General features: G+C 36.9%; 29 protein-coding genes and 1 pseudogene. 28 read left to right on the top strand and 2 right to left on the bottom strand.

What is annotated here, in order from left to right; translation table 11 throughout:
- The 12 genes from NV379_RS23070 to NV379_RS23015 all read left to right on the top strand — a co-directional run.
- The coding region (locus NV379_RS23070; protein ID WP_258209688.1) for a hypothetical protein at positions 1–274 on the top strand (274 nt) is incomplete at its 5' end.
- Positions 275–995: 721 nt separating this feature from the next.
- The gene (locus NV379_RS23065; RefSeq protein ID WP_258209687.1) at positions 996–1,433 is read left to right on the top strand and encodes an NUDIX hydrolase; all 438 of its coding nucleotides are present in this window, start codon (positions 996–998) and stop codon (positions 1,431–1,433) included.
- A gap of 268 nt (positions 1,434–1,701) precedes the next feature.
- Positions 1,702–2,148 carry a hypothetical protein gene (locus tag NV379_RS23060; RefSeq protein WP_258209686.1) on the top strand — a complete coding sequence of 149 codons (447 nt, stop codon included), beginning with the start codon at positions 1,702–1,704 and terminating at the stop codon, positions 2,146–2,148.
- 269 nt (positions 2,149–2,417) lie between these two features.
- Positions 2,418–2,978, top strand: a complete 561-nt coding sequence (locus NV379_RS23055) for a DEAD/DEAH box helicase family protein (protein WP_258209685.1) — start codon at positions 2,418–2,420, stop codon at positions 2,976–2,978.
- Positions 2,979–3,216: 238 nt separating this feature from the next.
- Positions 3,217–3,897 (top strand): DUF2711 family protein, encoded by a 681-nt coding sequence (locus NV379_RS23050; RefSeq protein ID WP_258209684.1) that lies wholly within the window; start codon positions 3,217–3,219, stop codon positions 3,895–3,897.
- Positions 3,898–4,856: 959 nt separating this feature from the next.
- Positions 4,857–5,921: an acyltransferase family protein gene (locus NV379_RS23045; RefSeq protein ID WP_258209683.1), complete on the top strand. Its 1,065-nt coding sequence runs from the start codon at positions 4,857–4,859 to the stop codon at positions 5,919–5,921.
- Between the two features lie 258 nt (positions 5,922–6,179).
- Positions 6,180–6,812, top strand: a complete 633-nt coding sequence (locus NV379_RS23040) for a hypothetical protein (protein ID WP_258209682.1) — start codon at positions 6,180–6,182, stop codon at positions 6,810–6,812.
- A 187-nt stretch (positions 6,813–6,999) separates the two neighbouring features.
- Positions 7,000–7,767 (top strand): nucleotidyltransferase domain-containing protein, encoded by a 768-nt coding sequence (locus NV379_RS23035; protein WP_258209681.1) that lies wholly within the window; start codon positions 7,000–7,002, stop codon positions 7,765–7,767.
- A 283-nt stretch (positions 7,768–8,050) separates the two neighbouring features.
- Positions 8,051–8,866: a hypothetical protein gene (locus NV379_RS23030; RefSeq protein ID WP_258209680.1), complete on the top strand. Its 816-nt coding sequence runs from the start codon at positions 8,051–8,053 to the stop codon at positions 8,864–8,866.
- The gene (locus NV379_RS23025; protein ID WP_258209679.1) at positions 8,863–9,171 is read left to right on the top strand and encodes a hypothetical protein; all 309 of its coding nucleotides are present in this window, start codon (positions 8,863–8,865) and stop codon (positions 9,169–9,171) included. Before NV379_RS23030 ends, NV379_RS23025 begins: the two co-directional genes overlap by 4 nt.
- Before the next feature lie 245 nt (positions 9,172–9,416).
- Entirely contained in the window at positions 9,417–10,070 is a 654-nt protein-coding gene (locus tag NV379_RS23020) for a lysozyme inhibitor LprI family protein (RefSeq protein WP_258209678.1), read from the top strand.
- A 151-nt stretch (positions 10,071–10,221) separates the two neighbouring features.
- Positions 10,222–10,554: a WapI family immunity protein gene (locus NV379_RS23015; RefSeq protein WP_258209677.1), complete on the top strand. Its 333-nt coding sequence runs from the start codon at positions 10,222–10,224 to the stop codon at positions 10,552–10,554.
- A 441-nt stretch (positions 10,555–10,995) separates the two neighbouring features.
- Here NV379_RS23015 and NV379_RS23010 read toward each other — a convergent pair whose 3' ends face one another.
- Both NV379_RS23010 and NV379_RS23005 read right to left on the bottom strand, forming a co-directional pair.
- Positions 10,996–11,502, bottom strand: a complete 507-nt coding sequence (locus NV379_RS23010; protein ID WP_258209676.1) for a DUF4188 domain-containing protein — start codon at positions 11,500–11,502, stop codon at positions 10,996–10,998.
- 15 nt (positions 11,503–11,517) lie between these two features.
- Positions 11,518–12,153, bottom strand: coding sequence for a TetR/AcrR family transcriptional regulator (locus NV379_RS23005; RefSeq protein ID WP_258209675.1), 636 nt, complete (start codon positions 12,151–12,153; stop codon positions 11,518–11,520).
- Between the two features lie 386 nt (positions 12,154–12,539).
- On the opposite strand from NV379_RS23005, the gene NV379_RS23000 reads away from it, so the two are divergent.
- From NV379_RS23000 to NV379_RS22930, 16 genes and pseudogenes are all read left to right on the top strand, one after another.
- Positions 12,540–13,325: a CPBP family intramembrane glutamic endopeptidase gene (locus NV379_RS23000; protein ID WP_258209674.1), complete on the top strand. Its 786-nt coding sequence runs from the start codon at positions 12,540–12,542 to the stop codon at positions 13,323–13,325.
- Positions 13,326–13,600: 275 nt separating this feature from the next.
- On the top strand, positions 13,601–13,837 hold the full coding sequence (locus tag NV379_RS22995) for a hypothetical protein (protein WP_258209673.1): 237 nt from the start codon (positions 13,601–13,603) through the stop codon (positions 13,835–13,837).
- Positions 13,838–13,884: 47 nt separating this feature from the next.
- Positions 13,885–14,694, top strand: a complete 810-nt coding sequence (locus tag NV379_RS22990; RefSeq protein WP_258209672.1) for a serine/threonine protein kinase — start codon at positions 13,885–13,887, stop codon at positions 14,692–14,694.
- Between the two features lie 626 nt (positions 14,695–15,320).
- On the top strand, positions 15,321–16,070 hold the full coding sequence (locus NV379_RS22985) for a class I SAM-dependent methyltransferase (RefSeq protein WP_258209671.1): 750 nt from the start codon (positions 15,321–15,323) through the stop codon (positions 16,068–16,070).
- 57 nt (positions 16,071–16,127) lie between these two features.
- The gene (locus NV379_RS26195; protein ID WP_373426152.1) at positions 16,128–16,334 is read left to right on the top strand and encodes a DUF4878 domain-containing protein; all 207 of its coding nucleotides are present in this window, start codon (positions 16,128–16,130) and stop codon (positions 16,332–16,334) included.
- Positions 16,335–16,453: 119 nt separating this feature from the next.
- Entirely contained in the window at positions 16,454–16,804 is a 351-nt protein-coding gene (locus tag NV379_RS22980; protein WP_258209670.1) for a VOC family protein, read from the top strand.
- Positions 16,805–16,954: 150 nt separating this feature from the next.
- Positions 16,955–17,776, top strand: a complete 822-nt coding sequence (locus NV379_RS22975) for a bacteriochlorophyll 4-vinyl reductase (RefSeq protein ID WP_258209669.1) — start codon at positions 16,955–16,957, stop codon at positions 17,774–17,776.
- Positions 17,742–18,443 (top strand): lysophospholipid acyltransferase family protein, encoded by a 702-nt coding sequence (locus tag NV379_RS22970; protein ID WP_258209668.1) that lies wholly within the window; start codon positions 17,742–17,744, stop codon positions 18,441–18,443. Before NV379_RS22975 ends, NV379_RS22970 begins: the two co-directional genes overlap by 35 nt.
- A gap of 38 nt (positions 18,444–18,481) precedes the next feature.
- Positions 18,482–18,982, top strand: coding sequence for an NUDIX domain-containing protein (locus NV379_RS22965; protein ID WP_258209667.1), 501 nt, complete (start codon positions 18,482–18,484; stop codon positions 18,980–18,982).
- Positions 18,983–19,167: 185 nt separating this feature from the next.
- Positions 19,168–20,022, top strand: a complete 855-nt coding sequence (locus tag NV379_RS22960; RefSeq protein WP_258209666.1) for a P-loop NTPase family protein — start codon at positions 19,168–19,170, stop codon at positions 20,020–20,022.
- An 83-nt stretch (positions 20,023–20,105) separates the two neighbouring features.
- Positions 20,106–20,576: a DinB family protein gene (locus NV379_RS22955; protein ID WP_258209665.1), complete on the top strand. Its 471-nt coding sequence runs from the start codon at positions 20,106–20,108 to the stop codon at positions 20,574–20,576.
- Between the two features lie 161 nt (positions 20,577–20,737).
- Positions 20,738–21,185 (top strand): annotated as a pseudogene (locus tag NV379_RS22950) (RCC1 domain-containing protein); the annotation flags it as partial.
- A gap of 27 nt (positions 21,186–21,212) precedes the next feature.
- Positions 21,213–21,869 (top strand): HAD family hydrolase, encoded by a 657-nt coding sequence (locus NV379_RS22945; RefSeq protein WP_258209664.1) that lies wholly within the window; start codon positions 21,213–21,215, stop codon positions 21,867–21,869.
- 85 nt (positions 21,870–21,954) lie between these two features.
- Complete coding sequence (locus NV379_RS22940) at positions 21,955–22,944, top strand: hypothetical protein (RefSeq protein WP_258209663.1); 990 nt, start codon at positions 21,955–21,957, stop codon at positions 22,942–22,944.
- Between the two features lie 16 nt (positions 22,945–22,960).
- Entirely contained in the window at positions 22,961–23,362 is a 402-nt protein-coding gene (locus NV379_RS22935; protein WP_258209662.1) for a hypothetical protein, read from the top strand.
- Between the two features lie 18 nt (positions 23,363–23,380).
- On the top strand, positions 23,381–24,154 hold the full coding sequence (locus NV379_RS22930) for a suppressor of fused domain protein (protein ID WP_258209661.1): 774 nt from the start codon (positions 23,381–23,383) through the stop codon (positions 24,152–24,154).
- Positions 24,155–24,185 lie beyond the last annotated feature (31 nt).

The following is a 24,185-nucleotide window of genomic DNA, read 5'->3' as shown; positions in this document are numbered from 1 at the left end:
AGCCCCCTCGGTCCGGCGGAGGAATTCGGGGGAGCATTGGCCGGACACATCCGCACCGACTAAGCGCATCGCGCCCGGCAGCTTCGCTGCCTTAAGTCGGTGGGACGTCGTGAACACAACAACGTTAGACGACATTGGACCGCTGAAACTACGAGTATTATTTATGCATAATGTGGTGAGGGCCATCTGGATCAGAGAAGAACATGAAGTAATTCAGATTTCGAGGAACTTAGTTACAGCGTGTTTGGCATTAAAGATCAAGATCGATGAATAATGAAAGACGTTGAAGACCAATAGATGATTTTTTGAAAGCGGAAGGTGCCTGAAAGCAGGGAAAAACAGTCTTGTGAAAGCGGAAGGTGCCTGAAAGTAGGGAGAAACCATCTTGTGAAAGTGGAAGGTGCCTGAAAGCAGGGAGAAACAGTCTTGTGAAAGCGGAAGGTGCCTGAAAGCAGGGAGAAACAATCTTGTGAAAGTGGAAGGTGCCTGAAAGTAAGGGAAAACAGTCTTGTGGGAGTGGAAAGTGCCTGAAAGTAAGGGACATGAATAGTTGTAGGAAGACGAATCAAGGAGCAGGGATGGTCGGTGTTTAGAAGACAACGAGATTGGCATTGAAGCAGGGACATGAAGATGACGCGAAGAAGTAATCGGGAAGTGATGGCAAGAGTTGTTGCGACGTTCTTTGAATCAGCGAGAAATGCATAGTTTTTATAATAGAAGGACGGGTTCGAGCCCGGAATGGAGATTGAGGAAGCGCAACATACGAGGAATGTCCAACATCGTCTAACATTGTATCTACACGGCGGGGGACTAGCCCCCTTGGTCTGCAGAGGATTTTCGAGGAAGTGGATTCAGCAGACAACCCTACAAGGCTAAGTCCTACGGACCCAGTCGCTGCGCTTCTTTAAGCCTTTCGGGTTCGTAGATACAGAAACGTTAGACGAAATACCCGGATCAAAAAATTATGATAAATGCTATTCCTAAGGAGAAAGCTTATGAAAAGAGTAAATTATGCACATGCTCTTCTATTAGATGAATCGTCTAGAAAAGTACTCTTAGTAAGAAACGGAACAGAAGTTTCCTCTTACTGGAGTTTTCCCGGTGGTAAAGTTGAAGGAACAGAAACATTAGAGCAAGCAGTGGTTCGTGAAGCTAGAGAAGAAACAGGGTTAATTATTAAGATTGAAGGTCTGTATTCAGTCAGAGAAGTGTTCTTTAGAGAATTAGGACATCATGCATTGTTGTTTACCTTCTATGCAAAAATCGTTGATGGTGAGTTGAGAATCTCAGATCCAGATAATGAGATTCTCGAAGTGAGTTGGTTTGACATTGATACTGCAAATAGAATAATGCCTTACATACCTGATCATATAAAGGTGCCAACAGACGGGATAATGAGTTCCGCTCATTATTATTTTCATGGAGAGGTATAGTGCGTATACACTATTTTTAAATTCTTTTTAGAAGAACATGAAGGTAGTTCAATGATGTCGGGTACTTCGTCTAACAATATATCTATGCTGCGAGCTCCGCCCTTGGTTCTCCAGAAGAGGTAAGCAGAGAAGTATATTCAGCTCACAACCCTGCGAGGCTAAGTCCGATGGACCCAGTCGCTGCGCTCCTTTAAGCCTCTCGGGTTCATAGATACAAGAACGTTATGCGTAATTCCTGAAATATAGTAAATAGGGGGAACTTCTAGAAGTGAAAAAACTTAAGGTATTAGTACTATGTGTATTTTTCATATTAACAGGATGTTCAGGAAATCAAGAAAACAAGGATACAAAGTCTCGTTCAGTCATCATTGATTTTTCTGAACAAAATAATTTGAATGACTGGAAAGTATCAATGTTAACTAAACTTGATTTAGTAGGCCAACAAGTATATGATCTTGAATTTCAATATACTGGGGAGAGTCCAATTAAAGATATAACAGTTTATTATCGAATTGATACTAAAGATAAATTATCAAGAAGTATAGTGAAAGCTGATTCTAAGACTATAGTATCCAATTTAGACAAGAATGAAAAAATAATATTATCGGAATTAATACTACCACTTAATACACCTATTTCTGTGGAAGTAGACTGGCTAAAAGGTAACTTTATAGATAAAGGAATAGGAAAATTTAAAATTAAAGAAATAAAATAAAGGAAATTGTCTAAGTATATCTTGAAGTCAGGAACTACGCATAACAATATATTCACGCTGTGAAGCCTGACGGCTTCTTGGTCTGCCCGAGGCAATTCGGGGAAGTGAGATCAGGCAGACAACCCTGCACTGGCTAAGTCCGTCGGACCCGGGGCTGGCGCCCCTTAAGCCAGTGAGGGTTCGTGAATACAAGAACGTTATGCGAAAGATCTGAAAACCAATTAAATATAAATTTATGAAAAACAAATTCATCATCAGAAAGGATTCTTATGAAACTGGTAATCATATTCGGGCCTCAAGCTGTCGGAAAGATGACGGTAGGACAAGAATTAGAAAGAAAAACGAAACTGAAATTATTTCATAATCATATGACAATAGAACTTGTTTCTAATTTTTTTAGTTATGAAAGCAAGTCGGGCAAACGATTAGTTGGGCTATTTCGTGAAGAAATATTTAAAGAAGTAGCTGCCAGTGATTTAGATGGACTAATATTTACATATGTTTGGGGCTTGGATATCCCAGCAAAGTGGGATTACATCAAAAAAGTCACCACTATATTTGAAGAAAAAGGCGGATACGTTTATTTAGTTGAACTGGAAGCAGATGTCGAAGTGCGGTTAGAACGTAATAAAACAGAAAATCGATTATTACATAAACCGACTAAGAAAAATCTTGAACAATCCGAAAGAGATCTATTAAAAACAATGGAAAATCATAGATTAAATTCACTTCCAGGGGAATTTGAAGAAAAGAATTATATGAAAATTAATAACACGATTTTAACACCAAAAACAGTAGCACAAATGATAATAGAAAGATTTGAGATATGAGGAGAATATTAGGTGGAATTCAAAGAGGTCAGATCCTTCGCATAACACCGTGTTCCTGCTGCGGAGCTAACGCTCCTTGGTCTGCCCGAGGCATTTCGAAGAAGTGAATCAGGCAGACAACCCTGCACCGACTAAGCGCATCGCGCCCGGCCTATCGGCCTTAAGTCGGTGAGGGTTCAGGAACACAAGAACGTTATAGGAAATCAGCGAAATTAATAAAATTAAAGGATGTAATAAAATGCTTGATTACATATGGATTGATGACAAAACATCAATATTAAATCAGATCAAAGGTCAATATAAATATGCTTCAATCATTACTAATCCTTTTATTCAGATGCCGCAAGGTTGGTACAACAATAAAAAAATAAGTGGCCATGAATTTACATACCCAACAAATGAGGAAATAATTGAGTATGGTAAACCTGTTTTGTGGAGTCAAATATTAAAGCAAACTGAACTTGAAAACTTAAGAAGTTTAGCTTTAGCGATGAAAACATACATATCTGCATTAAATAAGTTCTATGCAAGGTTTGATTTAATGGAGAAATTTAAACTAGGATTGCAAGAAGACGTATATTTGCCTAATGAAGATAAGATCTCTCAGTTCTTATTTCCAACAATAATTGAAGTGTTTAAATCAAAGGGAATTACAAAAATTCAATACTCAGAGCCAATATATGATACAAGTGGCGAAATACTAATTGATGACATTACAATTCAAAACTTTTATGAAATGGCACCTTCAGAGATTATTGTAACGGACGAAACTAATGATACAGTATTTTTAAGTGTCTATGATTCATTTATTACACTCATGTTAAGCAATGATAAAAACACGAAGGAAATAATTATTAGTGCAGGTTGGGAAGCGATTGAATGTAATGAAGATACAATGATAAATTGGTATCTTAATTAAGTCGGTATGTTGATGATTCAAAGAAGTCACTGACATCCTATAACATAGTATCTACGCTGCGGGCTATGCCCTTGGTTCGCAAGAAGTAATAGCAGAGAAGTGGAATCAGCTCACAACCCTATGAGGCTAAGTCTGGCGACCCAGTCGCTGCGCTCCTTTAAGCCTCTCGGGTTCGTGAACACATAAAACGTTATCTGAAATCGACGTGAAAGGAATTATCTAAATGAAGAACCAAAATGATCTAACATTTAACACCATTTATCCAAGGGCTTTTGTAAACATAATGGCTATGTTACTTCTTGAAGGAAGTCTATACCTTACTCTATCCATTAGTGATGAAGTCATTTTAAAATACATAAACGTTGGATTGATGATATTTATAGTGATTTACTTGATAACTATAGTAAAGCGGCGATTTTTCACAAAACTTAATATCACTTTAGGAAATGATTATATTATATCAACTAGTAGTAAGAAGTATAAAGTATCTGACATTGAATGCATTTACATGAATGACAATAGAATAGGGATGAAGTTATACGGTAAGAGAGTGGTTCCAAATGAATTATGCTTTTATTTTCAGAAAAACCAAGAATCGATAGGGATAAGACAATTGAATGAATGGGCAGTACGGAATAATAAATCAGTAAAGAATAAATTCTTTCAAACATTTTTATAGTTGAATCAAAGAAGACACCGACATCCGATAACATCGTTTTCACACATCGTCGCCATACGGCTCTTTGGTCATCCGAGGTATTTCGGGGAAGTGTGTTCAGGCAGACAACCCTGCGAGGCTAAGTCTGACAACCCAGTCGCTTATGCTCCTTTAAGCCTCTCGGGTTCGTAGATACAACAACGTTAGATGAAATACAACGAAAACGATATTTGTTAGAAGAGACTTTAAGCAAAAAATTAAAAATAAGTAACATTCATACAACAACGTACAGGAGGATTTAATGAGGAAACATTTTATCGATAATTTGCGCTGGATTGTTGTTCTTTTACTTTTCCCTTATCATACTTTTATGATCTATAACACGTTTGGTGAAAGTTTTTATATAAAAGGTCCTGATATCTCAATTACGAGCACCTTTATAGTAGCAACATGGCCGTGGATAATGCCACTTTTATTTACAGTGGCGGGTATCAGTTCTGCATATGCATTAAAAAAAAGATCAACACTTGAATATCTTAATGAACGTGTAACCAAACTTCTCGTCCCTCTGATTTTCGGTATATTACTATTGATACCAATCATAACTTACTATGCTGAAAGGTTCCACAATGGATATACAGGGAATTACTTTGAGCAATATATTTTATTTTTTACGAAACCAACAGATTTAACAGGCTATCACGGTGGATTCACTCCAGGACATTTGTGGTTTATCCTGTATTTATTTGTTATTTCCCTTGTTGCTTTGCCGATTATGACACGTTATGAAAAAACAAACAGAAAGCTCCCAATTAGTAAAATAAACTTACCTATATTGCTTACACTATTTATTATTCCGTTTGTAAGCCAGGTGGTGTTGGATATTTCAGGGAAGAGCATTGGTGAATATTTTGCGTTCTTTTTGATCGGATATTTTGTACTGTCTGATGAGCAAATTCAGCAGATGCTTGATAAGTACCGTTATCTATTAACATTAATATTTTTAGTAGGCATGGTTTTTATTTTAATATGTTTCAATAATAAGTTTAATGTTAACGGACTCTTGTTTGATTTGATAGAAGAGTTCTATGCATTTTGTGGAATTTTAGCACTTTTAGGAATGAGCAGGCGTTATCTTAATTTTATAAATAGTGTCACTGACTTTTTCTCAAAAACCTCATTTACTGTTTACCTTTTTCATCAGATATGGATAGCTATCGTTGCCTTTTATATATTTAAACTCACTCAACAAACAGCATTACAAATTATTCTTATCTTAGTTGGAAGTGTTCCCTTTACGTTTTTCACTTACTATATATGTAGAAAATTCTCTGTCACAAGATTTATGTTCGGTATAAAAAAATAATGTGTCTCATCATTAAGACGATGTCTTATTTGTGTCCATTAATTTCTTATTGTGAGAGTATTCATAGAAGCGGAGTACTCCATTTAACACCGTGTTCCATCTTCGCGGCTTTCGCCGCTGGTCTGCCCGAGGAAATTCGAGGAAATGAATTCAGGCAGACACATCGATTCCCCTAAGATAAGAGTTATTTAAGGGGAATCGACGTCGTGAACACAACAACGTTAGGCGAAATCATTGTAAAGAAGGTGTATTTATTGGATGAATATCAGAGGAGTAATTCTTGAAGGATATTCTAATGCTGGAAAAACATCAGTATTAAGAGCATTAAAACAGTATCAATCTCAAGATGAATTCGCAGAACGGAGTGTAGTTGTTCTTGGGGAACATTATTCACAAATACTAAATAACAATCATGGGGAGTATGTGAGTTTATCTCGAGATGAACATTTCAATTTACTTAAGGAAAGAGTAGAAATGCTAAAGAAACTTAATGATTGGGCAATACATTTAGGACCAGCATCCAGAAGATCTCGGGGGCTTTTCTTCGTCCTAGAAAGATTCCATCTAAACCATCGAGTCGCTTTCTCAGAATATGATGATACTGAGATTACAGACATTGAAAACCAGTTAATTGGACTAGGGGCTAAATGCATTTTGCTTACAATTTCGGATGAAATTGTAGAAGAAAGAATAAAGAGTAGAAATCCAGGTGAATGGCTGAATAAGTCAGAGTCGGATATTGGACGAGCATGTAAAGAGCTTATCAATACTCAAAACAATCTAAGATATAATGTAACAAGATCAATAGTACCTACCTTAGAAATCAACACTGATAATAAAGAATGGAATGAATATGCAAGATTAATAATGGAAGATAATGACTCCGCCTAAAATCGTTTTCACACTGCGTCGCCTATCGGCTCCTTGGTCTGCCCGAGGCAATTCGGGGAAGTGGATCAGGCAGACAACCCTGCGAGGCTAATTTTGGCGGCCCAGTCGCTGCGCTCATTTAAGCCTCTCGGGTTCAGGAACACAACAACGTTAACCGAAAGAAGTTCTTAATTTAGGAGGAGTCTATATGATATTAGAAAAAGTTATAAATAGAATTGTAATACAAAGTGAATATAAGGATTTTGTTGATAAGTATATAGATAATATACTTACCGAATTTAAAGGTAAGATTCATAGCATTTATATGTGTGGCTCGATTCCAAAAGGAACTGCTAAACCTTTTAAATCAGATGCAGACTTTACTATTATATGTGAAAATCCCAAAGATATTGATTACAAAAGATTGTCAAATATTAAAGACAGGCTTTTGGAAGAATATCCAGTAGTAACTAAGATTGATACGATAATTTGCTCGATTGACGATGTATTAAGTAAACCAAATGAGTGGGGTTTTTGGGTTAAGATAATTTGTGTTTGCATATATGGTCATGACGTTGGTGAAAAAGTACCACCGATAATTATTTCTCCAGAGTTCATTTTAGACTTAAATACAGAGACCAAGGAGGAAATAGATCGTATACATAGTTTACTTTCTAATGTTAGTGATAACACAATGAAAACTAGATATATTAAAGGTTACTCTAAGAGATTAATTCGTGCATTATACTCTTTGGTTTTAGAAGATACAGGTGTATGGCAAGATGACATTATTAAGATGAAGAATGCCATATTAAACTATTGTGAGATTGACTCCGCTTTAGTTGATTATCTGTATGCTTGTTACTTGGATAGTAATGTACTTGTTGAAGAGTTTCTGGGAATTGCAGATGAAGTATATGGCTTTTTTGAGAACGCCTTAAATGCAATGGCTGCCTCCAGAACTCCCTTCGGCTAACACAGTATTGACGCTTCGGATCACTCTGAGAAGCGAGTGACCACATCCAGCCCCCTAAGCCCGTCGGGACGTCACTGTATTAGGTGTTCGGCAAGCCTCACAACTATAAGCAGCGACTCTAAGGGGCCAGGAAGTCGTCAATACAAAACGTTATCGGAAATCAATGCAAAATCTTAATGAAAACCCAAAGAAAGAAGAGGGTATTTTTTGAATGAGCCCATCTTCTTGACGAAAGACAACGATTATAAAATATTGGTTGAAGAAATTGGAGGATTGGTCTTGTTTGAAAGTGTGGCCTTGTTTAATTTTACTGATCATTTTTACATTAACTGCTTGTAGCTCAAAACCTGTGGCTAATGATTCAGATGCTAATGCTAAACAAACTACTCCTGACTTATCAAAATCATCTCAATCTACTCCAACTCCTGTTTCAATTGAAAGTTCTCAATTTCAAGGAGCTCTTACTACTAAAAACGAGACGTCATCATCAAATGCTGAAACCCCTAACTTACTAAACTCTGACAGACTCACCCCCTATCAAATCTTGAGTGAAATACGCAAGATAGAGGGGGTTTCCGGTGGTACTTATGCAGGAGTTGGAGTACCACCAGAAAATGGTGAATATAACTTTTACCTTACCGACTTTTTTATACCGAATACTACACAGGAAAGTCAGATAAAAACCTATCGAGTTTACGATGTAAAAACTGGTGATGTAAAATACTACCTTAATGATAAACTGACCAATTACTATAATCTATTTAAACCTGAAACCTACCCCAAAATGAAATCATTACCTTACGTTGATAGTAGAGCTACTGATCAATTGAAATTGATTTATATTCTTGAGCAGCAGCTTTACGTTAATAATAATATTTGTAATGTTGAGTGGTCTCCTGACTATTCCGTTGTCGCTTATTCTCAAGGGAAATACAACGAGGGTGAAGCTTATGTCTGGTTCCTAAATGAAGATAGGCCGCGCACAGTAGAAAGTGGCATCTTACCTGAACACACTTTTTTAATTGGTCAACCGATTCCCAATTTCTCTTGCTTAATATGGGTACAAGCCGCCAACGTAGTGGATGGCTTTATAACTTGAAAACCAGACAGCTAAGCAAGGGTTTTAGCTTTATCTCTCATTTTTACTTCTCTCCTAATTTAAAATATGCAGCATTTTCTCGTGTAAGTGAATTTCATGCAAAAGCTAAAGAAGACTACGAGGATGATCTAACTGAGGACCTATGGCTAATGGACCTCTCGAATTTCAATGAGAAGATCATTCGTAAAGCCGATGATCATACTGACTTTTCTGGAATTAAGTGGATAAGTGACAACGAATTCTGTTATAAAAAGGTTGACTATATTGCTGATACAAAGAAGGATTATACTATGAGGATTCCTTGAATTTGAAGGGGAAACGTTAGTTGATTCGGGGAAGACATTGATATAACAACGTATTCACACTACTAGGCTAATGCCCCTTGGTCCGTCCGAGATTTTCTAAGGAGCAGTATCAGATGGACAGCCCTGCGAACCTAACCGTGCAGCGATCGGCTCAACATGCCTTAAGGTTCTCAGGCTCGTGAATATAAGAGACGTTATGCGCCATTACCGGTAAATATTAAAGATAATGTTAAAGGAGATAATTAATGAAAGGTAAGATACTCTTATTATTTTTTATTACGATAATGTTTTCATCTTGTCAAAATGTTAGTAAATCGACTATCTTGAACAGCGAAACTAAATCAATAAGGAATTCTGAACTGCCTCTTGATGTCGTGAGTACAGGTAATGGAACTGAATCGAGAGAAATAACTGAAGGTCGATCAGATCCTTCTAACAATGAAGTGTTATCCATGAGCATTGGGAACTATGATTTAAAAGGAAAATTTTATGATGAAATGCTTCGAAATCCTATAGATCATGATTATAAAGTTGAAATTATTGAATTTCAAAATTCCAAAGAGATTATTACAACATTGGGGTGGGGAGCTTTGGAAAGCAAATATACAGAGATTTGGGATAAAGAGTTGAATCAAATATATAAAGAGCTTCTTTCTAAGTTGGATAGAGAACCAAGAGAAGCACTAATTGAATCGCAGAAAGAATGGTTACAGTATCACTTAAGGGAAACAAAATTTGTAGAGAAGACATTTATTAATAATGGTTACCTTGGATCACAAGGATCGGTAAGCCTAGGCACGGTTGTACGGGAGAGAATTAGGGAAAGAACAATGCAATTATTTGAATATCGATATTTGCTAGATGGTGAAGTTGAGTTTTTATACCAAAATAAAAAATAGAGTTGGAATCTTGCTCAAAGGTTTTTAGGTGATGCTTCGAAGACGGAAACGACGTATAACACTGTATTTGCGCTGCGGGACTACCGCCCCTTGGTTGAATACAAGAATGCTATTAGAAATCTCTGTAAATCTGTAGTATAGGAGAACCCAAATGGAAGACGTCTTGATACAGGGAAATAATAAAGATCATCTGAAGATAATATTAAAGGATGATTTTAAGAGACATGGAAAGACGATAATAGAAATAAAAGTAGGTAATTACTTTGTCCGAGGAATTGTTTGGTTTACTACTGGTGAATTGAGAGGTTTTTATAAAGATCTAGACAAGATGTATACAGAAATGAAATTGAAAGATAGCCTTATTTTAAAGGATACTGAGAATACATTTAATGTTAAATTTCATTTTAATAACCGAGGAAACGTAATAATTACAGGATTTATAAAGAAGAGCTTCATAAAGAGACAGAGCTTAAATTCGAAATAGAAAGTACACAACCGTTTATTTTCGAAACAATACAGAACTTGAAAGAACTTTATAAATAAGGAAAAGGGCAATTCGGGGAAGCGGAATCAGTCAGACAACCCTGCGAGGCTAAGTCCTGACGGACCCAGTCGCTGCGATCATTTAAGCCTATCGACATCGTAAACACAAGAACGTTATAGGAAATAAGCGCAATAAAAGAAAAGTCTAAACTTCATAGAAAAAGAAAACGGTGTTGTAAAGAATGACACTTATTAGTTTATATAGAAACAATATCTCACGTAAAAGGAAAGAATTAATTAAATTGCAATCGGATAGAGCTAGTGAAGCAAAAAAGGAGCATCCCTGCTATACGGGAATGCTTCTTTGGCGTTTAATTAAACATTAGATTGCACAAATAGGATAACCTGGAGATAGTCTAAGCAATAGCTCCCACTGTATGTTCTATGGATTCGGTGGTGTTGGAACGGCGGGCTCCCCATTACCACCGAGCCTTCTGCTTGCCGTTTCACGTTTTCCGACAGCAGGGACATGACTTCCTGCTTTTGCAAGGCCGAAAACAGGCATGTTGTTATACAGACACTCGTATTGCTTTTCAGGGACAAGGTATGTTTCATGATAAATCCCAACGACACCACTCGTTCCAACCTTTTGATTGAAACGTTTCCATGCGGCTAAGTGGATCGCACCCTTATGTGCATAGTGTTCTAATTGTTCAAAGGAATTCCAGTATTGTACGAGAGTCACCCCTCGCCAAGATAAATGAAAGCTGGTATGTAAAAACCCTAAATCTGGATTACGGTACAACTCTTGGATCATTGGATTCATTGCCATAAATGCGGGCAGCCACTTGTGCACAGCCCATAATTTATTGATTCGCATGCCGATAATAAAAACAACGAATGATCCATCGATTTGCGCCGTATATCGGCCAGGCATAATTTTACTCATACTTACATCACTCCTCTAGCTATTTTCAATCAATTGGAGATGGGCGTCGTAGACGTTTAAAACTTCAGAGGGATCATACAATTGTGCAGTCAAAAATGCTCCGTAAAACACTGTAAATAGAACCTGAACTGCCATTTCAAGCGTGATGTCATTTTTTAGTTTCCCGTTTCTTTTCGCCTCAGTCATACAACGATGAAATAGATCGAACATGTTAGGTGTCTGGGCGCCAATATCCTCATGATTAGGAAAGAGTAATAAAGTCTCTGCTCTACTCATCTCAGGCATACAAGGATGCATCTTCATTTCTACTAGAAAAGAAATTAGACTCGGCATTAATCCCGGTCTTTCCCTATTCTGATCAGCTACTTTATGCAACAGATGCCTGACGGACGAGAAACCGCTCTTATCCTCATCTTTAATCTCGATTATACGTTCGGTTAACCAGACACGCATGAAATAAAGGAGCAGATCTTCCTTTTTCTGAAAATATTTGAAAAAGGTAACCCGCGAAACTTCCGCTTTCCGACAAATATCGTCGAGCATGACTTCCCTGAACATTTTCTCTCCTATCAGAGATAGACTGGCTTCATATAAGGCCACTTTATTTCGAGCTTTTTTTAATTCCCGCAGGGGAATATCCGAAAGGTTCAAATCATATCACTCCATATAAATTTACTTCAATAAATATATTAACATGTGTTAACTTTTTCTGTCAATGTAGTACCAAGAGCATTTCATGAAGAAGTCGAAAGGGAGGAAAATGAAATGAATAAATACTGTGGATTGACAATCGACCTGATGTATTATTTTCAGATCTCAGAAAAACGAATAACGAGTTGATTATAAAAGAGAAACTTATCTGAATATAATGCAATTATGACTTAAATCAAGTAAGATAATAGGGCTTATACATATGTGGGGCAGATCCAGCAGATAACATAATATTCACGTGGCGGGGGAGCAAGATAAGTGTGTAATATTTAATGATTACTTTAAATTTAAAATATTAATAGCAAGACCTAAGGAGAGAAAAATTAATGTCTTTGTGGTTGCAACTTTTGTTGTTCGGAATTCCCGGAATTTTGTTGTATTGTGGATTTTACTATTGGACACCGAAATTAATGAGTAAAGGTGTGCCATTAATTTTTTCTTTTTGGTTCTTTTTATGGATGCCCGTCATTCTCTTATTACCTTTATCAATCTTTCTTTATTGGTTAGATGGGGGAATCATGTCAATTTCTGCGTTTAAAGAAAGATTTCATCTTATACCCATTGAGGGAAATGATTGGTTTTGGGTTTTTGGAGCTGTTATTTTTACAATAATCTTTGATCAACTCTTAGAGCCGGTAGGTAAATATTTTGCACGTTTACGATTTTTTGCTCCTCCCAGTTATCTACCAGCACCATTTAATCCACTTAAGAAATTCTCAGTACCACCAAATAAATTTTTTGATGTATCTCTAAGAAAAAATTGGATATTACTTGTCTTGTTTGTACCAATACATATCGTTGCAATGTTTAGCGAAGAGTTAATGTGGAGAGGGTACATTCTACCGTCACAGATAGACATATTCGGGGCTTACGCATGGATAATAAATGGACTGCTTTGGGCATGGGTGATTCATGCTTGTTTAAAATGGCATTTTATTGGAATGCTTCCGGGCATGTTAATTGCACCTTGGATTGCACAACATACAGATTCCACTTGGGCTTCATTCGCTGCACATGCTATTGGAAATGCTCCGCTTTGGATTATTCTTTTTATAGGTATTCTGAAATCGCCGTTAGATAAGGAAAATAATAGTGTTGAAACGAGCGTTTAAGGGATTCAATAAATTAGACCTTAAAAATAAATGCCTAACTATTAAGAATTACTCGAAGAAGTGAATTCAAGCAGGCCACCTTGCGAGGCTAAGTCCATCGGACTCGGTGCGTGCGCATATTAAGCCTCTCGGGTTCGAAGATATCAGAACGTTATACACGGTTTTTTTGTGGTCTTCAAAAATGTCTGTTTACTACTATCATAACGATGACACAATAAAAAATTGGCGGTGTATCTCTAGCGAATCCAAGGGAGAAGGCGACTGTAATAAGTGTGTTGGTAAAAGATCCAGGCGTATCTTATATTGAAATTGGCCCGCAAGAGAGAAGATTAAGGAAAGAAGCCACTTTAGACAAACCAATAACATTTTCATGGGATGTTCCGTATCAGTGGAACGAGTTAACACCTAAGGCATTTAACAAGAATGGAGAATTGATCTACGAATATAGGTTTGCCAAAACGAATGTTACCAAGGCAGAGGATTTAAGGTGGTATTCAACAAAAGAGGAGTAAAAATAGGATTTTAGATAACAACACAATTTAAGTTTTCAGGAGGTTGTATGGGGCTATTCGAGTATTTAAAAGGTGTATATGAAGCATGGATCGACTATCCCCAAAGAGAAGGCGCCTTCATCACTAACAAGTACCGAATACAACGGTTTCTTGGCATCGGCAGCTACGGGTTGACCTATTTATGTCTAGATGTGGATTCCGGCCAAGAGGTAGTTCTGAAGCAAGCCAAACCAAGTAAGCGGAAGCTTGGTAGAGATGTGTTGTACCGGGAGATTGATATTTTAGGGCAGTTGAGGCATCCTTCAATTCAGAGATGTATAACATCGTTCGACTATAAAGAGCATTTGTATATGGTATCCGAATACGTGAAAGGACAGACCGTACAGGATATGATTTTCGAGCGAGGGAGTAAGTTTTCTGAAAAAGATGCGCTTTGTTTCGTTCGCAGATTAATAGAAATTGTAAGTTATGTTCATGATCAAGGCTTCGTTCATCTTGATATCCGGATACCGAATGTCATATTAAATGGAGATCAGATCTACCTCATTGATTTCGGTTTAGCCTGTCGTTTAGGTGAGCCGATTCCGGAGAAAATCGGTTCAGTTGATGAGACAATGCAAAGTAGAACCGCTGAAGTTCCTGATGATCTAAATGCAATTGGGCATTTTATACTTTTCATGCTATATTCCGGTTATGACTCAAGCAATTTTGAACTTGAGGTTGATTCTGGGTGGGAGGACGAGCTTACTGTATCACCGATGACCAAGCAAATGCTTCGTAAGCTTCTCCAAATCGATCCTCCATATAGGGATATAGAACAGTTTGTGTGTGATTTGGACTCTTGTTTAGATTGTTGATGATATAAAAAAGAGCCGCAATTCGCGGCTTTTTATGATTAACTAGAGCTTTTATGTTTATTTTTGTAGTAGCCGTGACCATGGTTCTTTTTGCGTCCGTAACCATAGTCGGACGAACTGCGGCGTCCGTAATGATGTTGATTGTGATGCTTTCGATCGCTGGAACTGTAACGATGACGTCCATGCTTGGAAGGTTGGACAGAATCTAATATTTTACTAAGAAAACGCTTGAGCAATTTTCATTCCTCCTTTAGGTTTAGTTTTTATTACGGACAATAAGTCACAAGGTTTCCAAAATTTCTATTAATGGGCTTATTATTAACGAGCAGGATAGATCAAATATTTCGCGAATATCCTGTTATAGAAATGTTAGAGAAATTTTGGGGAGTGATATTAATGAAATCACCGGGAGGCTCACTATATCCTTACTATTATAAAAATTTCGTTTGTCGGTTTGTCAGGATTCAATGTAGGTTCTCATAACAAAGTATTCACGCATCTGATTATAACGGCTCCATTATCAGGCAGACACATTCAATGACCTGTCTCATGCTCCATTAAGCTTATTTGAATTGAAAACAATATTGTATAGGGTCCACAATTACATATCTGGAGAAGGTGTCTACATGGATAAGAATGATGTACATAAGACAAACAGTTTCTATTGGGATACACAAGGCAATGACTTCTTAAGCGCAATTGTGCTTCCATACTATGGAGCGTTTGTCTCAGAGGAAAAATGTCAGCTTTTTGGCGATGTATCAGGGAAAAAGTTACTGGAGATCGGCTGCGGCAACGGTCAATCTTTGCAATATCAAGCGGAACGCAGCGCCTCTGAACTATGGGCAGTAGATATATCGGAAAGACAAATCAAAAAGGCAGCTCAACATTTAGAGTCATATGGTCTATCGGCAAAATTGATCTGTTCTCCCATGGAAGATGAATGCGGCATACCTACGGCTTACTTTGACTATGTGTATTCGATTTATGCCATCGGTTGGACAACTGACCTTGAGGGTACCTTTCAACGGATTGCTTCTTACCTTAAGAAAGATGGCGTATTTATCTTTAGCTGGTCTCACCCGATACACCGTAGTGTTACTGAAGATAATGGTAGATTTGTTTTTAAAAAGAGTTATTTCGATGAAGCTTGGTATCCGGTAGCTGTTGAAGGTGATCTACTATTAGCGGACCGTAAACTATCAACCTATGTGAACGCGCTAGCGAAAGCGGGATTTGTAATTGAGCAAATGATTGAGGAAACGGATGATGAGATTATGCAATCGAAGGATGATAACAGTGATATGGCAAAGAGAGCAAAGATGTTTCCTGTAACTTTTGTGATTAAGGCAAGAAAATTAGGGGAGCTTTTATAAAGATGAAGCAATTTAATGGAATTATTTGTATTGTTCTTTTTGTCTTTTTAGTAGGATGTGCGGACCAAAATAGCAACTGAAAAAAATATTAGAAAGTTAAAGAATTATGAAACTGTCAAAAGTAAACAGGTGAATGAGGAGGAAATAAGAATATTGGTAAAGCGTATTTTTAAGGATGGATTTACAGATCAGACGAGCTTTAGATTAAAGAAAATCGAAAGTAAATGGAAGATTAATGGTGTGTTTTATGGCGATTGGAAATAGATTTCTAAAAGTTTTGCGGGCAAAGGGCTTTGTGTTAAATTATATCTAAGATCTTTACAAACGAACAAACATTCGGTATCATAATTTGGGTAACTATTCCAATTATGGGGGCGATGTTAATGGGGAAAGTAGTATTATTTGAGCTAAGTAGTCAAGATCCAGAACGTGCAGCAAATTTTTATTCTTCAGTATTTGGATGGAAGATTGCCGAACCAAATTGGGGATATTATCCAGTATCAACAGGCGATGATAATAAACCAGGGATAAATGGTGGTATTTCTAAAGGACCTAATGATTTCCCTCATGGAACTAGAATTCAAATTGAAGTAGATGATATCGAAGAATCGATAAAGAAGTCCGTTGAATTAGGAGCTCAGATTGTAAGGGATAAGATGGAGTTTGATGAATTCTATTTAGCATACTTAGTGGACCCTGTAGGAAACGGAATTGGATTAATTCAAAACAAGTAAATGGTTGGATTAAGAAGGATCTGCTAAGCAGATCTTTTTTCATAAAGAAAAGATGAGTGTACTTGATGGTAAAATACTGGGAATAGCTTATAATGGAATACCAGTGAGAGTTAATTCTATTATGAAATTAAGGATATAGGAGGCTATAGTATGTCTAAACAAGGCAACACAAGTTCAATCGAAACAATAATAGTCACTGCATTAAAGATACCATGGGTAAAAGTAGATCGTAACGCCTTTCTAACGGAGATTCTATCAGGAAGTGTAAACAATGATAAGCTTGTATTAGCGCTAGAAGAAGGACCGGTGAAAGCTGGGATCTCTGTTCAAGTACTGGATAAACTAGCGAAAGGTCATATTGAAAAGAGGACATTACAAAGTGCAGGTATATCTTTTGCAGCGGGTATCCCTGGTGGACTTGCAATGGCAGCTACTATTCCAGCAGATACCTTACAATTCTTTGGTGTTGTATTGAAATTGGCTCAAGAATTAGCGTATCTATTTGGTTATGAGGATATGTTGGCAGATGAAGCTGTTAATACGGATAAAATTAAATCGGAATTAATCATATTTCTCGGGGTTATGTTTGGAGTAGGGGGAGCTAGTTCAGCACTTAGAATTGTATCCTCCAAACTAGCACAGGAAGCTTTAACTAAAACGATATTTTATCCAATTGTAAAAAAGATCGCAGCTGCAGTAGGAATTAAGATAACTCAAAAGAGCTTTGCTCAAGGTTTATCCAAAGTTATCCCTATTATTGGGGGTGTAATTTCTGGAGGAATGACTTATGCTTCTATGAAGCCCATGGGAAATAGACTGCGTAAAGAATTTCTTGAGGTGGCTCATCATTATTCAGATCGAGATTTTACAAATGATATAGCAAACATCAAAAGAGAAATTATTCATATTGAACTTGAAGCGAATGAGGAGCAAGCAAATGATATCCACGACAACGGCAAAAATAATAAATAGTTTACCAGATAAATTAGTTACATACGTTTCTAAAAAAATCGTAACGAGGTATCTTAAGAAATATGCCAATATTAAAATAACCGGTATGGAAAACTTAAAGGGAATACAAACACCGACGATCTTTATATGTAATCATTTAAGTAATTCTGATGGCTTAGTGTTGGATAAGGCTTTAAAAGAAGTAGATCCAACGTTTGTTGCTGGCGAAAAACTGTCTCATCATGCGGTTACGAGTATTGGTGTTAATGTCATTAAGACGACAACGATCAAACCTAATACGGCAGATAAAGAGGGCATCGAGAGAATTATTAAGCTTGTTAAGCAAGGGGAAAGTTTGTTGATCTTCCCAGAAGGCACTAGAAGTAGAACCGGCAGTTTAATTGAGGCAAAGAAAGGAATCCTTCTGATCGCACGATTGACAGGAGCTCCTATTGTACCAATTGGATTATATGGGACAGAAAAGTTGCTGCCTATAAATAAAGAAGGAGATATGAAAGCGGAGAGCTTTAATCATGCGGATGTTTATATTAACATCGGAAAGCAGTTCGAAGTTCATAAGAGAGCAAAAGAACAAGATAAGAATGAATATGAAGAATTTGCAATAAACAACATGATGAAGAGAATTGCTGAATTGTTACCTGAGGATTATAGAGGAGTTTATAAGTAGGTAAAGATTGATAAATTTTAGAGTAGAGGAAGGTATTCATGGAAATAAGACAAATGGCAACTGCATTCTTAATGAACGAAGACAAGGTATTGATGATGAAGAAAGCAAGAAGTAAGCTCTTTGACTTTGAATTCTGGGGAGGTATTGGAGGTCATCTTGAATTTGAAGAACTGAATCACCCAATGAAGGCAAGTTTCAGAGAAATTGAAGAGGAGACGGGATTTTTAAAGCGTGACATTGAGAACTTTAAACTTAAATATATCCTAATAGAGAATAGCGGAGGAGAAATCCGTCAGCAGTACGTATACTTTGGGGAAACAAAGCACATGAACTTTATTTCTTCTGATGAAGGAGAATTATATTGGATACATAAGAATGAACTGATACATTTGCATACGTCAAAAATTATTAAATTTACGATTGAGCATTATCTAGAGAATCCGAATCAAGATGACATTTGGGTTGGTACTGTAACGGTTAATAATGAATTAATTCCACAAATAACTTGGGCAACAATTAAGGAAACAATGACTTTCTAATAGTTCGAACTTAATGAAGTGAAAAGTAAGTGAGATTCGTAGGTAGAGATTTTTTTAACTAGTGATACATGACCTAAGTCACGGCGGGTTGAATGATGCATGTTTTAAAATTATAAGATGAAGTGAATATCGCATAGGCGTTCCCAGAAAGGGATGTAATTCAAGTAATAAAAGGAGAACATTACATGAATCGTACACAACTAATTCTAATTGAAGGTATACCAGGATCAGGTAAAACAAGTACAGCACAATATATCAAGAGTCTGTTAGATACTAATGGTGTTTCCAGTCAATTGTATCTGGAAGGCGATTTAAACCATCCGGCAGACTATGAATCTGTTGCATGCCTAACTACACGTGAATATGAATCATTAAAAGATAGATATCCAGAATCAATTCATGCGATCGATCAGTTTACAGAGGTAAATAAGAAGCAGTATAAGTTAATTTACTACGGTAAACTACAGCAACAAGAATCCATAGAAGTAAATAAGGATTTGATCGATGAGTTAGCTAGATTTGATGTATACAATGTATCATTAGATCTGTACCTAGAGTTAATAGAAGAGAGATGGATGGAATTTGTTAAACAAGCTCAACAAAATCAAGAAACCGTTATATTAGAATGTTGCTTTATACAAAATCCAATTACGTTAATGTTTGGAAAGCACAATCAGACTAAACGATCCATAATTGATTTTATCAAGAGATTAGAACAAATCATCCAACCTTTAAACCCTAAAATAATTTACTTGTACCAAGATGATGTAAGAACAACAATTGATAGGATTATTCCAAAACGAAGTGAAGAATGGTTAAAGCATTGTATTTGGTATTTCACTGAACAAGGCTATGGAAAAGCAAATAGCAATCAAGGTGTAGAAGGACTTTGTGAAGTTTTAAAGGTTAGAAAAGAATATGAATTAGACATCATGAATCAGTTAAGAGTCGATAAATTAACGTTTAATAATACTGAGTTTAACTGGGATGCAGTATTGGAGAAGATCAGAGATTTCTTGAAGGTGAACGGCAACTGTTAAGAATGAATCGCGCAATAAAGAAGGAATGTCCAAAATATTATGGAAATATAGAAAGAATACATATAAGGGAGTGCGATAAATAAATGTCTCATGCGAAAGATGTTCTGGCTGATCAATTGCTAGCCAATGCAAATGACCCTAGCTTTTACATTCCATTCTCGGAATCAGTTGCTAACGTATCAGAGGTAGAAGCATTGTGGAAACCGAACGATGAAAGTAACAGTATCGCTGAAATTGTACAACATCTACTATATTGGAATGAGACATGGCAAAAAAGGTACGAACAATCACATGTGAATGCTGTAGCACCTATTGGTGATAACAATAAAAGCTTTATTATACCGGAAAATAAAAGCTTTGGTGAGTTAAAAGAGAGTCTCTTAAAGGTTCTGCTTCAGTGGCAAGACCTACTAACTGAAGAACAGATTGAAAGTGAAGTAAATGGCTTCCCAGTGGACGTAAAGTGGTGGGCGATACTTGGAAATATATCCACGCATAACGCGTATCATATCGGACAAATTGTTTACATCCGAAAACAACTACCGAAAAGATAGGAAAAGTTATTCCTTTTTCAATACGTCGGGCGCATTTCTGCAACATGAATTGTGCTCTTTCTTTATGTTAAAGGATTAATAGTTGAAGAAAGATACCTTTGAATCGTTTTAAGGGGGTATAAGATAAGATGAATTATTTTACTCAGAAACCTAGAAATATCATAGCAGCAGGTCGTCGTCATTCCGTTGGACTTCAATCTGACGGAACAGTGATGGCTGTAGGTGACTGTTAGCGACTGGTGTGAGATAGAAGCAGTCTCCGCAGGCTACCTTCATACAGTCGGACTTCAATCGAACGGAACAGTTGTAATTGTAGGCATGAATAAGTATGACCAATTCCATGTAAGTAATTGGCGTGGCATCAAGGCGATAGCAGCGGGCAGTCTTCATACGGTTGGTCTTAAGTCTGATGGTACGGTGATTGCTGCGGGTTCGAATGAGTATGGACAATGCAATGTAAGTGACTGGTACGATATTGTGGTGGTGGCGGTGGGCTGCGCTCATACAATCGGTCTTAAGGCGGACGGCACCATGCTAGCTGCGGGTTATAATGATTATGGTCAATGCGATGTGAGTAGTTGGCATGACATTGGAAATTATGGTAATTAACTTACTGAAGAACGAGCGAGGTATCCTGTGAAGCATCAATTAAAAGGCATTGTATTTGATATGGATAATACGATCTTAAGATCAAGAATTGACTTCCAAGCCATGAAGAATGAGACCTATCAATTTCTCGTATCAAATGAAATTTTACCCGATGGATATAATCTTAATGATCATACAACATCAACCCTTATTGAAGAAGCGATTCAAACGAATCGAATGAGTGAAGATTTGCATTCTGAAATGTGGGATATTGCGAAGAGACATGAAGTATGTGGTATGCATGGTGCAGACTTGGAGCATGGTGCGGTGGAGGTCCTACATGCACTTAAAGACAAGTATCTCATTGCAATTGTAACAAATAATTCAGTTGAGGCAGCAGAGATCGCGTTAAGAGAGAATGGTATTCTTGAATATTTCGATTACATTATTGGCAGGGAGTTAATGAAAGCATTGAAGCCTTCACCTGATGGATATTTGCGGGTGTTGGATGAGTTCAAGCAATCGGCGGATGAATGGCTCTCCGTAGGCGACTCCTGGATAGATGAGAAGGCGTCAATTCATGCAGGGATTAAGTTCATCGCTTACCGTTCTGATCAAGAAATATTAAAGCAAATGAACGTACACCCGATTGCAGAACTATCCATTCTCTTGGAATTGTTAAATCTCATTGAGCGATTCGAGTAAGATCTAAGTAATTAATATCGGATAACAACCTGTTTTCGCATGTAAAGTGGACGATTTTCATTTAGTTGAGATGGAGTTGAAAATGATGAGTACAAATCAAAGTCAGCAAGTTCTTTATGCTGTTTTCGAAAATGATATTCAATTACCAGTCTTAGATATTACACATCCTCTTTTTAAAGCGAGTATTGATGAACAGGCTTATCATTTGAATTGCCAGAAGTCAGCCCGAAGTATTGAATCATTAAAGAAGATGCCGGGCTTTATACAGAATATTTTTGTGAAAATGTCGAATGTAGATAACTCCTTTCTGAGTGGAATGCGCACAATGCTATACAAGCTTGGTCCTGGTTTAAGTCGTGGAATAAAAATGGGTTTTCGTGACAAATGGGCAGTGAAACAGACCTCATTCATGGGACTTCGGATTAGGTTAAGAGATCTATGCCACTGCCAGTCGCAAATATTACTACCTCTACTCAAACAATTCCCCGAACGGAATCTTTGTTTCTTCAATATCGCTGGAGGGGCTGCTACCGATAGTCTCAATACGCTCATATTAATTCAGGAATCGGACCCAGAATTGCTTAATGGGCGGAAGATCGAGATCAACATCTTAGATATTGATACGTATGGCCCCAATTTTGCAAAACGATGCATGGAAGTATTAAAGCAGCCGGGAGAAAGGTTCGAAGGCCTAGATATTACCCTTAATATTATTCAATATGATTGGAGTCAAGCAGAGACACTACAGAAGATGAGTTTGGAACGATCCAATTGGATTCAGCTCTGTTCTTCAGAGGGAGGGCTTTTTGAATACGGTTCAGATGCAGACATCATCGCGAATTTAAATCATTTCTATGCCAACTCCCCAGTAGACGCCCGGGTTACAGGTTCCTTAATATTCGAGCGGGAGCATGTAAATAAGGGATATCTAGGGTTTACAGAGTTTATTGGCGTGCAGATCCGATACCTTGGTGTAGAGGGCTTGCAGCGAATATTAACTGAGACTTCGTGGGTTATGGAAGAGTATCATGAAATAGATACGATTTACACGCTATTTGTATTGAAAAAAGCATGAGCTGAGGTGAAGTGCGTTGAGATATTTGTTTGTAATCGTATCATTACTCTTGCTTACAACAGGTTGTTCTAACAACATCGTCACACAAAATGAGAATCCATTTCTATTTTCGTATGAATTAAATAAAGTTGAGCCTAAACATGCTAAAGAGATAAACCCATGGCTACAAACAGCTAGAAATGAGGCGGAAGTTAAAATACATTCATATGAAACCAAAGATGGTTACAAATACAGTTATGTTAAAGGATATAAAGATGTTGAAGTTACATATATTTATTCGAATTTCGAAGGTAAATTAAAGCAAAGATTTATTAAAGGATCTAATGACGATGAAATTCTAGTAGAAGTTAATTATAATAAATTAATTTGTTGTAACACCAATATTTATGAAACAGACGATAATAATCTAAACAATTAAAAACTTTCATTTACCTTAATGGCATTAAATGTTAATATTGATAAAAAAGTCTATGGAGGAAATATGAGTCAAGAAATGTCGAAATCTGGAGTTCCGATTTATCGTCATTCAGAGAGAGAAGAAGAATTTGATTATGTAACAGAGAACGAACAAACTTTGCATGCAGTTTCTAACCATGTAGAGAAACACATTGGTAAAATCAGCAATGTATTCCATGAGATAATCTCACCTCAAGTACATCTTGATGTTCTCATAGTAAATCCAACAAAAGAAAGGGATTATTATACTTTAGTCACTGCTGGTATGAGTAATTTGCCAATGAATGTACCTAATGGCGCAGAAAAATATAAATTTGCTGAGCTAATGATATACCTTCCTAGTAATTGGCCAGTAGGTCCAGAGGCTTTTAATAAAGAAGAGAATTATTGGCCGATTTATTGGTTGAAAAAGATGGCAAGGTTACCCCATGAATTTAATACATGGTTATATCTTGGTCATACTGTACCCAATGGTGACCCAGCGAAGCCTTTTGCATCGAATACATCATTCTCAGGTATGATCCTAAACGTTCCTACATTAGTGGAGGATCTGAAGAGCTTTTTCACTCTAAGTATGCCCAATGAATCAGAGGTACACTTTTTCAGTTTAATTCCGCTATATAAAGAAGAAATGGACTTAAAGCTGAAAAGTGGAACGGAAATACTTTTCGAAAAATTAGAAAAATCAGGAGTTAATGAAATAATAAATATAAAACGAAAGAACGTAGCAAAGAAAGCATTTCTATTTTTCTAGGGGAACCACTGGTTCCCTTTTTTTGAATTTA

The sequence above is a fragment of the Paenibacillus radicibacter genome (genome assembly GCF_024721995.1).
Classification (GTDB): Bacteria; Bacillota; Bacilli; order Paenibacillales; family NBRC-103111; genus Paenibacillus_AM; species Paenibacillus_AM radicibacter.
This window is presented reverse-complemented; position numbering and strand designations above follow the sequence as displayed.

Coding starts and splice junctions, on each gene's coding strand:
- NV379_RS22960 (WP_258209666.1), top strand. CDS start 19,168: ATGAATCGTACACAACTAATTCTAATTGAAGGTATACCAGGATCAGGT.
- NV379_RS23010 (WP_258209676.1), bottom strand. CDS start 11,502: ATGAGTAAAATTATGCCTGGCCGATATACGGCGCAAATCGATGGATCA.
- NV379_RS22985 (WP_258209671.1), top strand. CDS start 15,321: ATGGATAAGAATGATGTACATAAGACAAACAGTTTCTATTGGGATACA.
- NV379_RS22940 (WP_258209663.1), top strand. CDS start 21,955: ATGAGTACAAATCAAAGTCAGCAAGTTCTTTATGCTGTTTTCGAAAAT.
- NV379_RS22965 (WP_258209667.1), top strand. CDS start 18,482: ATGGAAATAAGACAAATGGCAACTGCATTCTTAATGAACGAAGACAAG.
- NV379_RS23055 (WP_258209685.1), top strand. CDS start 2,418: ATGAAACTGGTAATCATATTCGGGCCTCAAGCTGTCGGAAAGATGACG.
- NV379_RS23000 (WP_258209674.1), top strand. CDS start 12,540: ATGTCTTTGTGGTTGCAACTTTTGTTGTTCGGAATTCCCGGAATTTTG.
- NV379_RS23050 (WP_258209684.1), top strand. CDS start 3,217: ATGCTTGATTACATATGGATTGATGACAAAACATCAATATTAAATCAG.
- NV379_RS23035 (WP_258209681.1), top strand. CDS start 7,000: ATGATATTAGAAAAAGTTATAAATAGAATTGTAATACAAAGTGAATAT.
- NV379_RS22980 (WP_258209670.1), top strand. CDS start 16,454: ATGGGGAAAGTAGTATTATTTGAGCTAAGTAGTCAAGATCCAGAACGT.
- NV379_RS22970 (WP_258209668.1), top strand. CDS start 17,742: ATGATATCCACGACAACGGCAAAAATAATAAATAGTTTACCAGATAAA.
- NV379_RS23045 (WP_258209683.1), top strand. CDS start 4,857: ATGAGGAAACATTTTATCGATAATTTGCGCTGGATTGTTGTTCTTTTA.
- NV379_RS23065 (WP_258209687.1), top strand. CDS start 996: ATGAAAAGAGTAAATTATGCACATGCTCTTCTATTAGATGAATCGTCT.
- NV379_RS22975 (WP_258209669.1), top strand. CDS start 16,955: ATGTCTAAACAAGGCAACACAAGTTCAATCGAAACAATAATAGTCACT.
- NV379_RS22930 (WP_258209661.1), top strand. CDS start 23,381: ATGGCATTAAATGTTAATATTGATAAAAAAGTCTATGGAGGAAATATG.
- NV379_RS23015 (WP_258209677.1), top strand. CDS start 10,222: ATGGAAGACGTCTTGATACAGGGAAATAATAAAGATCATCTGAAGATA.
- NV379_RS23020 (WP_258209678.1), top strand. CDS start 9,417: ATGAAAGGTAAGATACTCTTATTATTTTTTATTACGATAATGTTTTCA.
- NV379_RS23040 (WP_258209682.1), top strand. CDS start 6,180: ATGAATATCAGAGGAGTAATTCTTGAAGGATATTCTAATGCTGGAAAA.
- NV379_RS22955 (WP_258209665.1), top strand. CDS start 20,106: ATGTCTCATGCGAAAGATGTTCTGGCTGATCAATTGCTAGCCAATGCA.
- NV379_RS22990 (WP_258209672.1), top strand. CDS start 13,885: ATGGGGCTATTCGAGTATTTAAAAGGTGTATATGAAGCATGGATCGAC.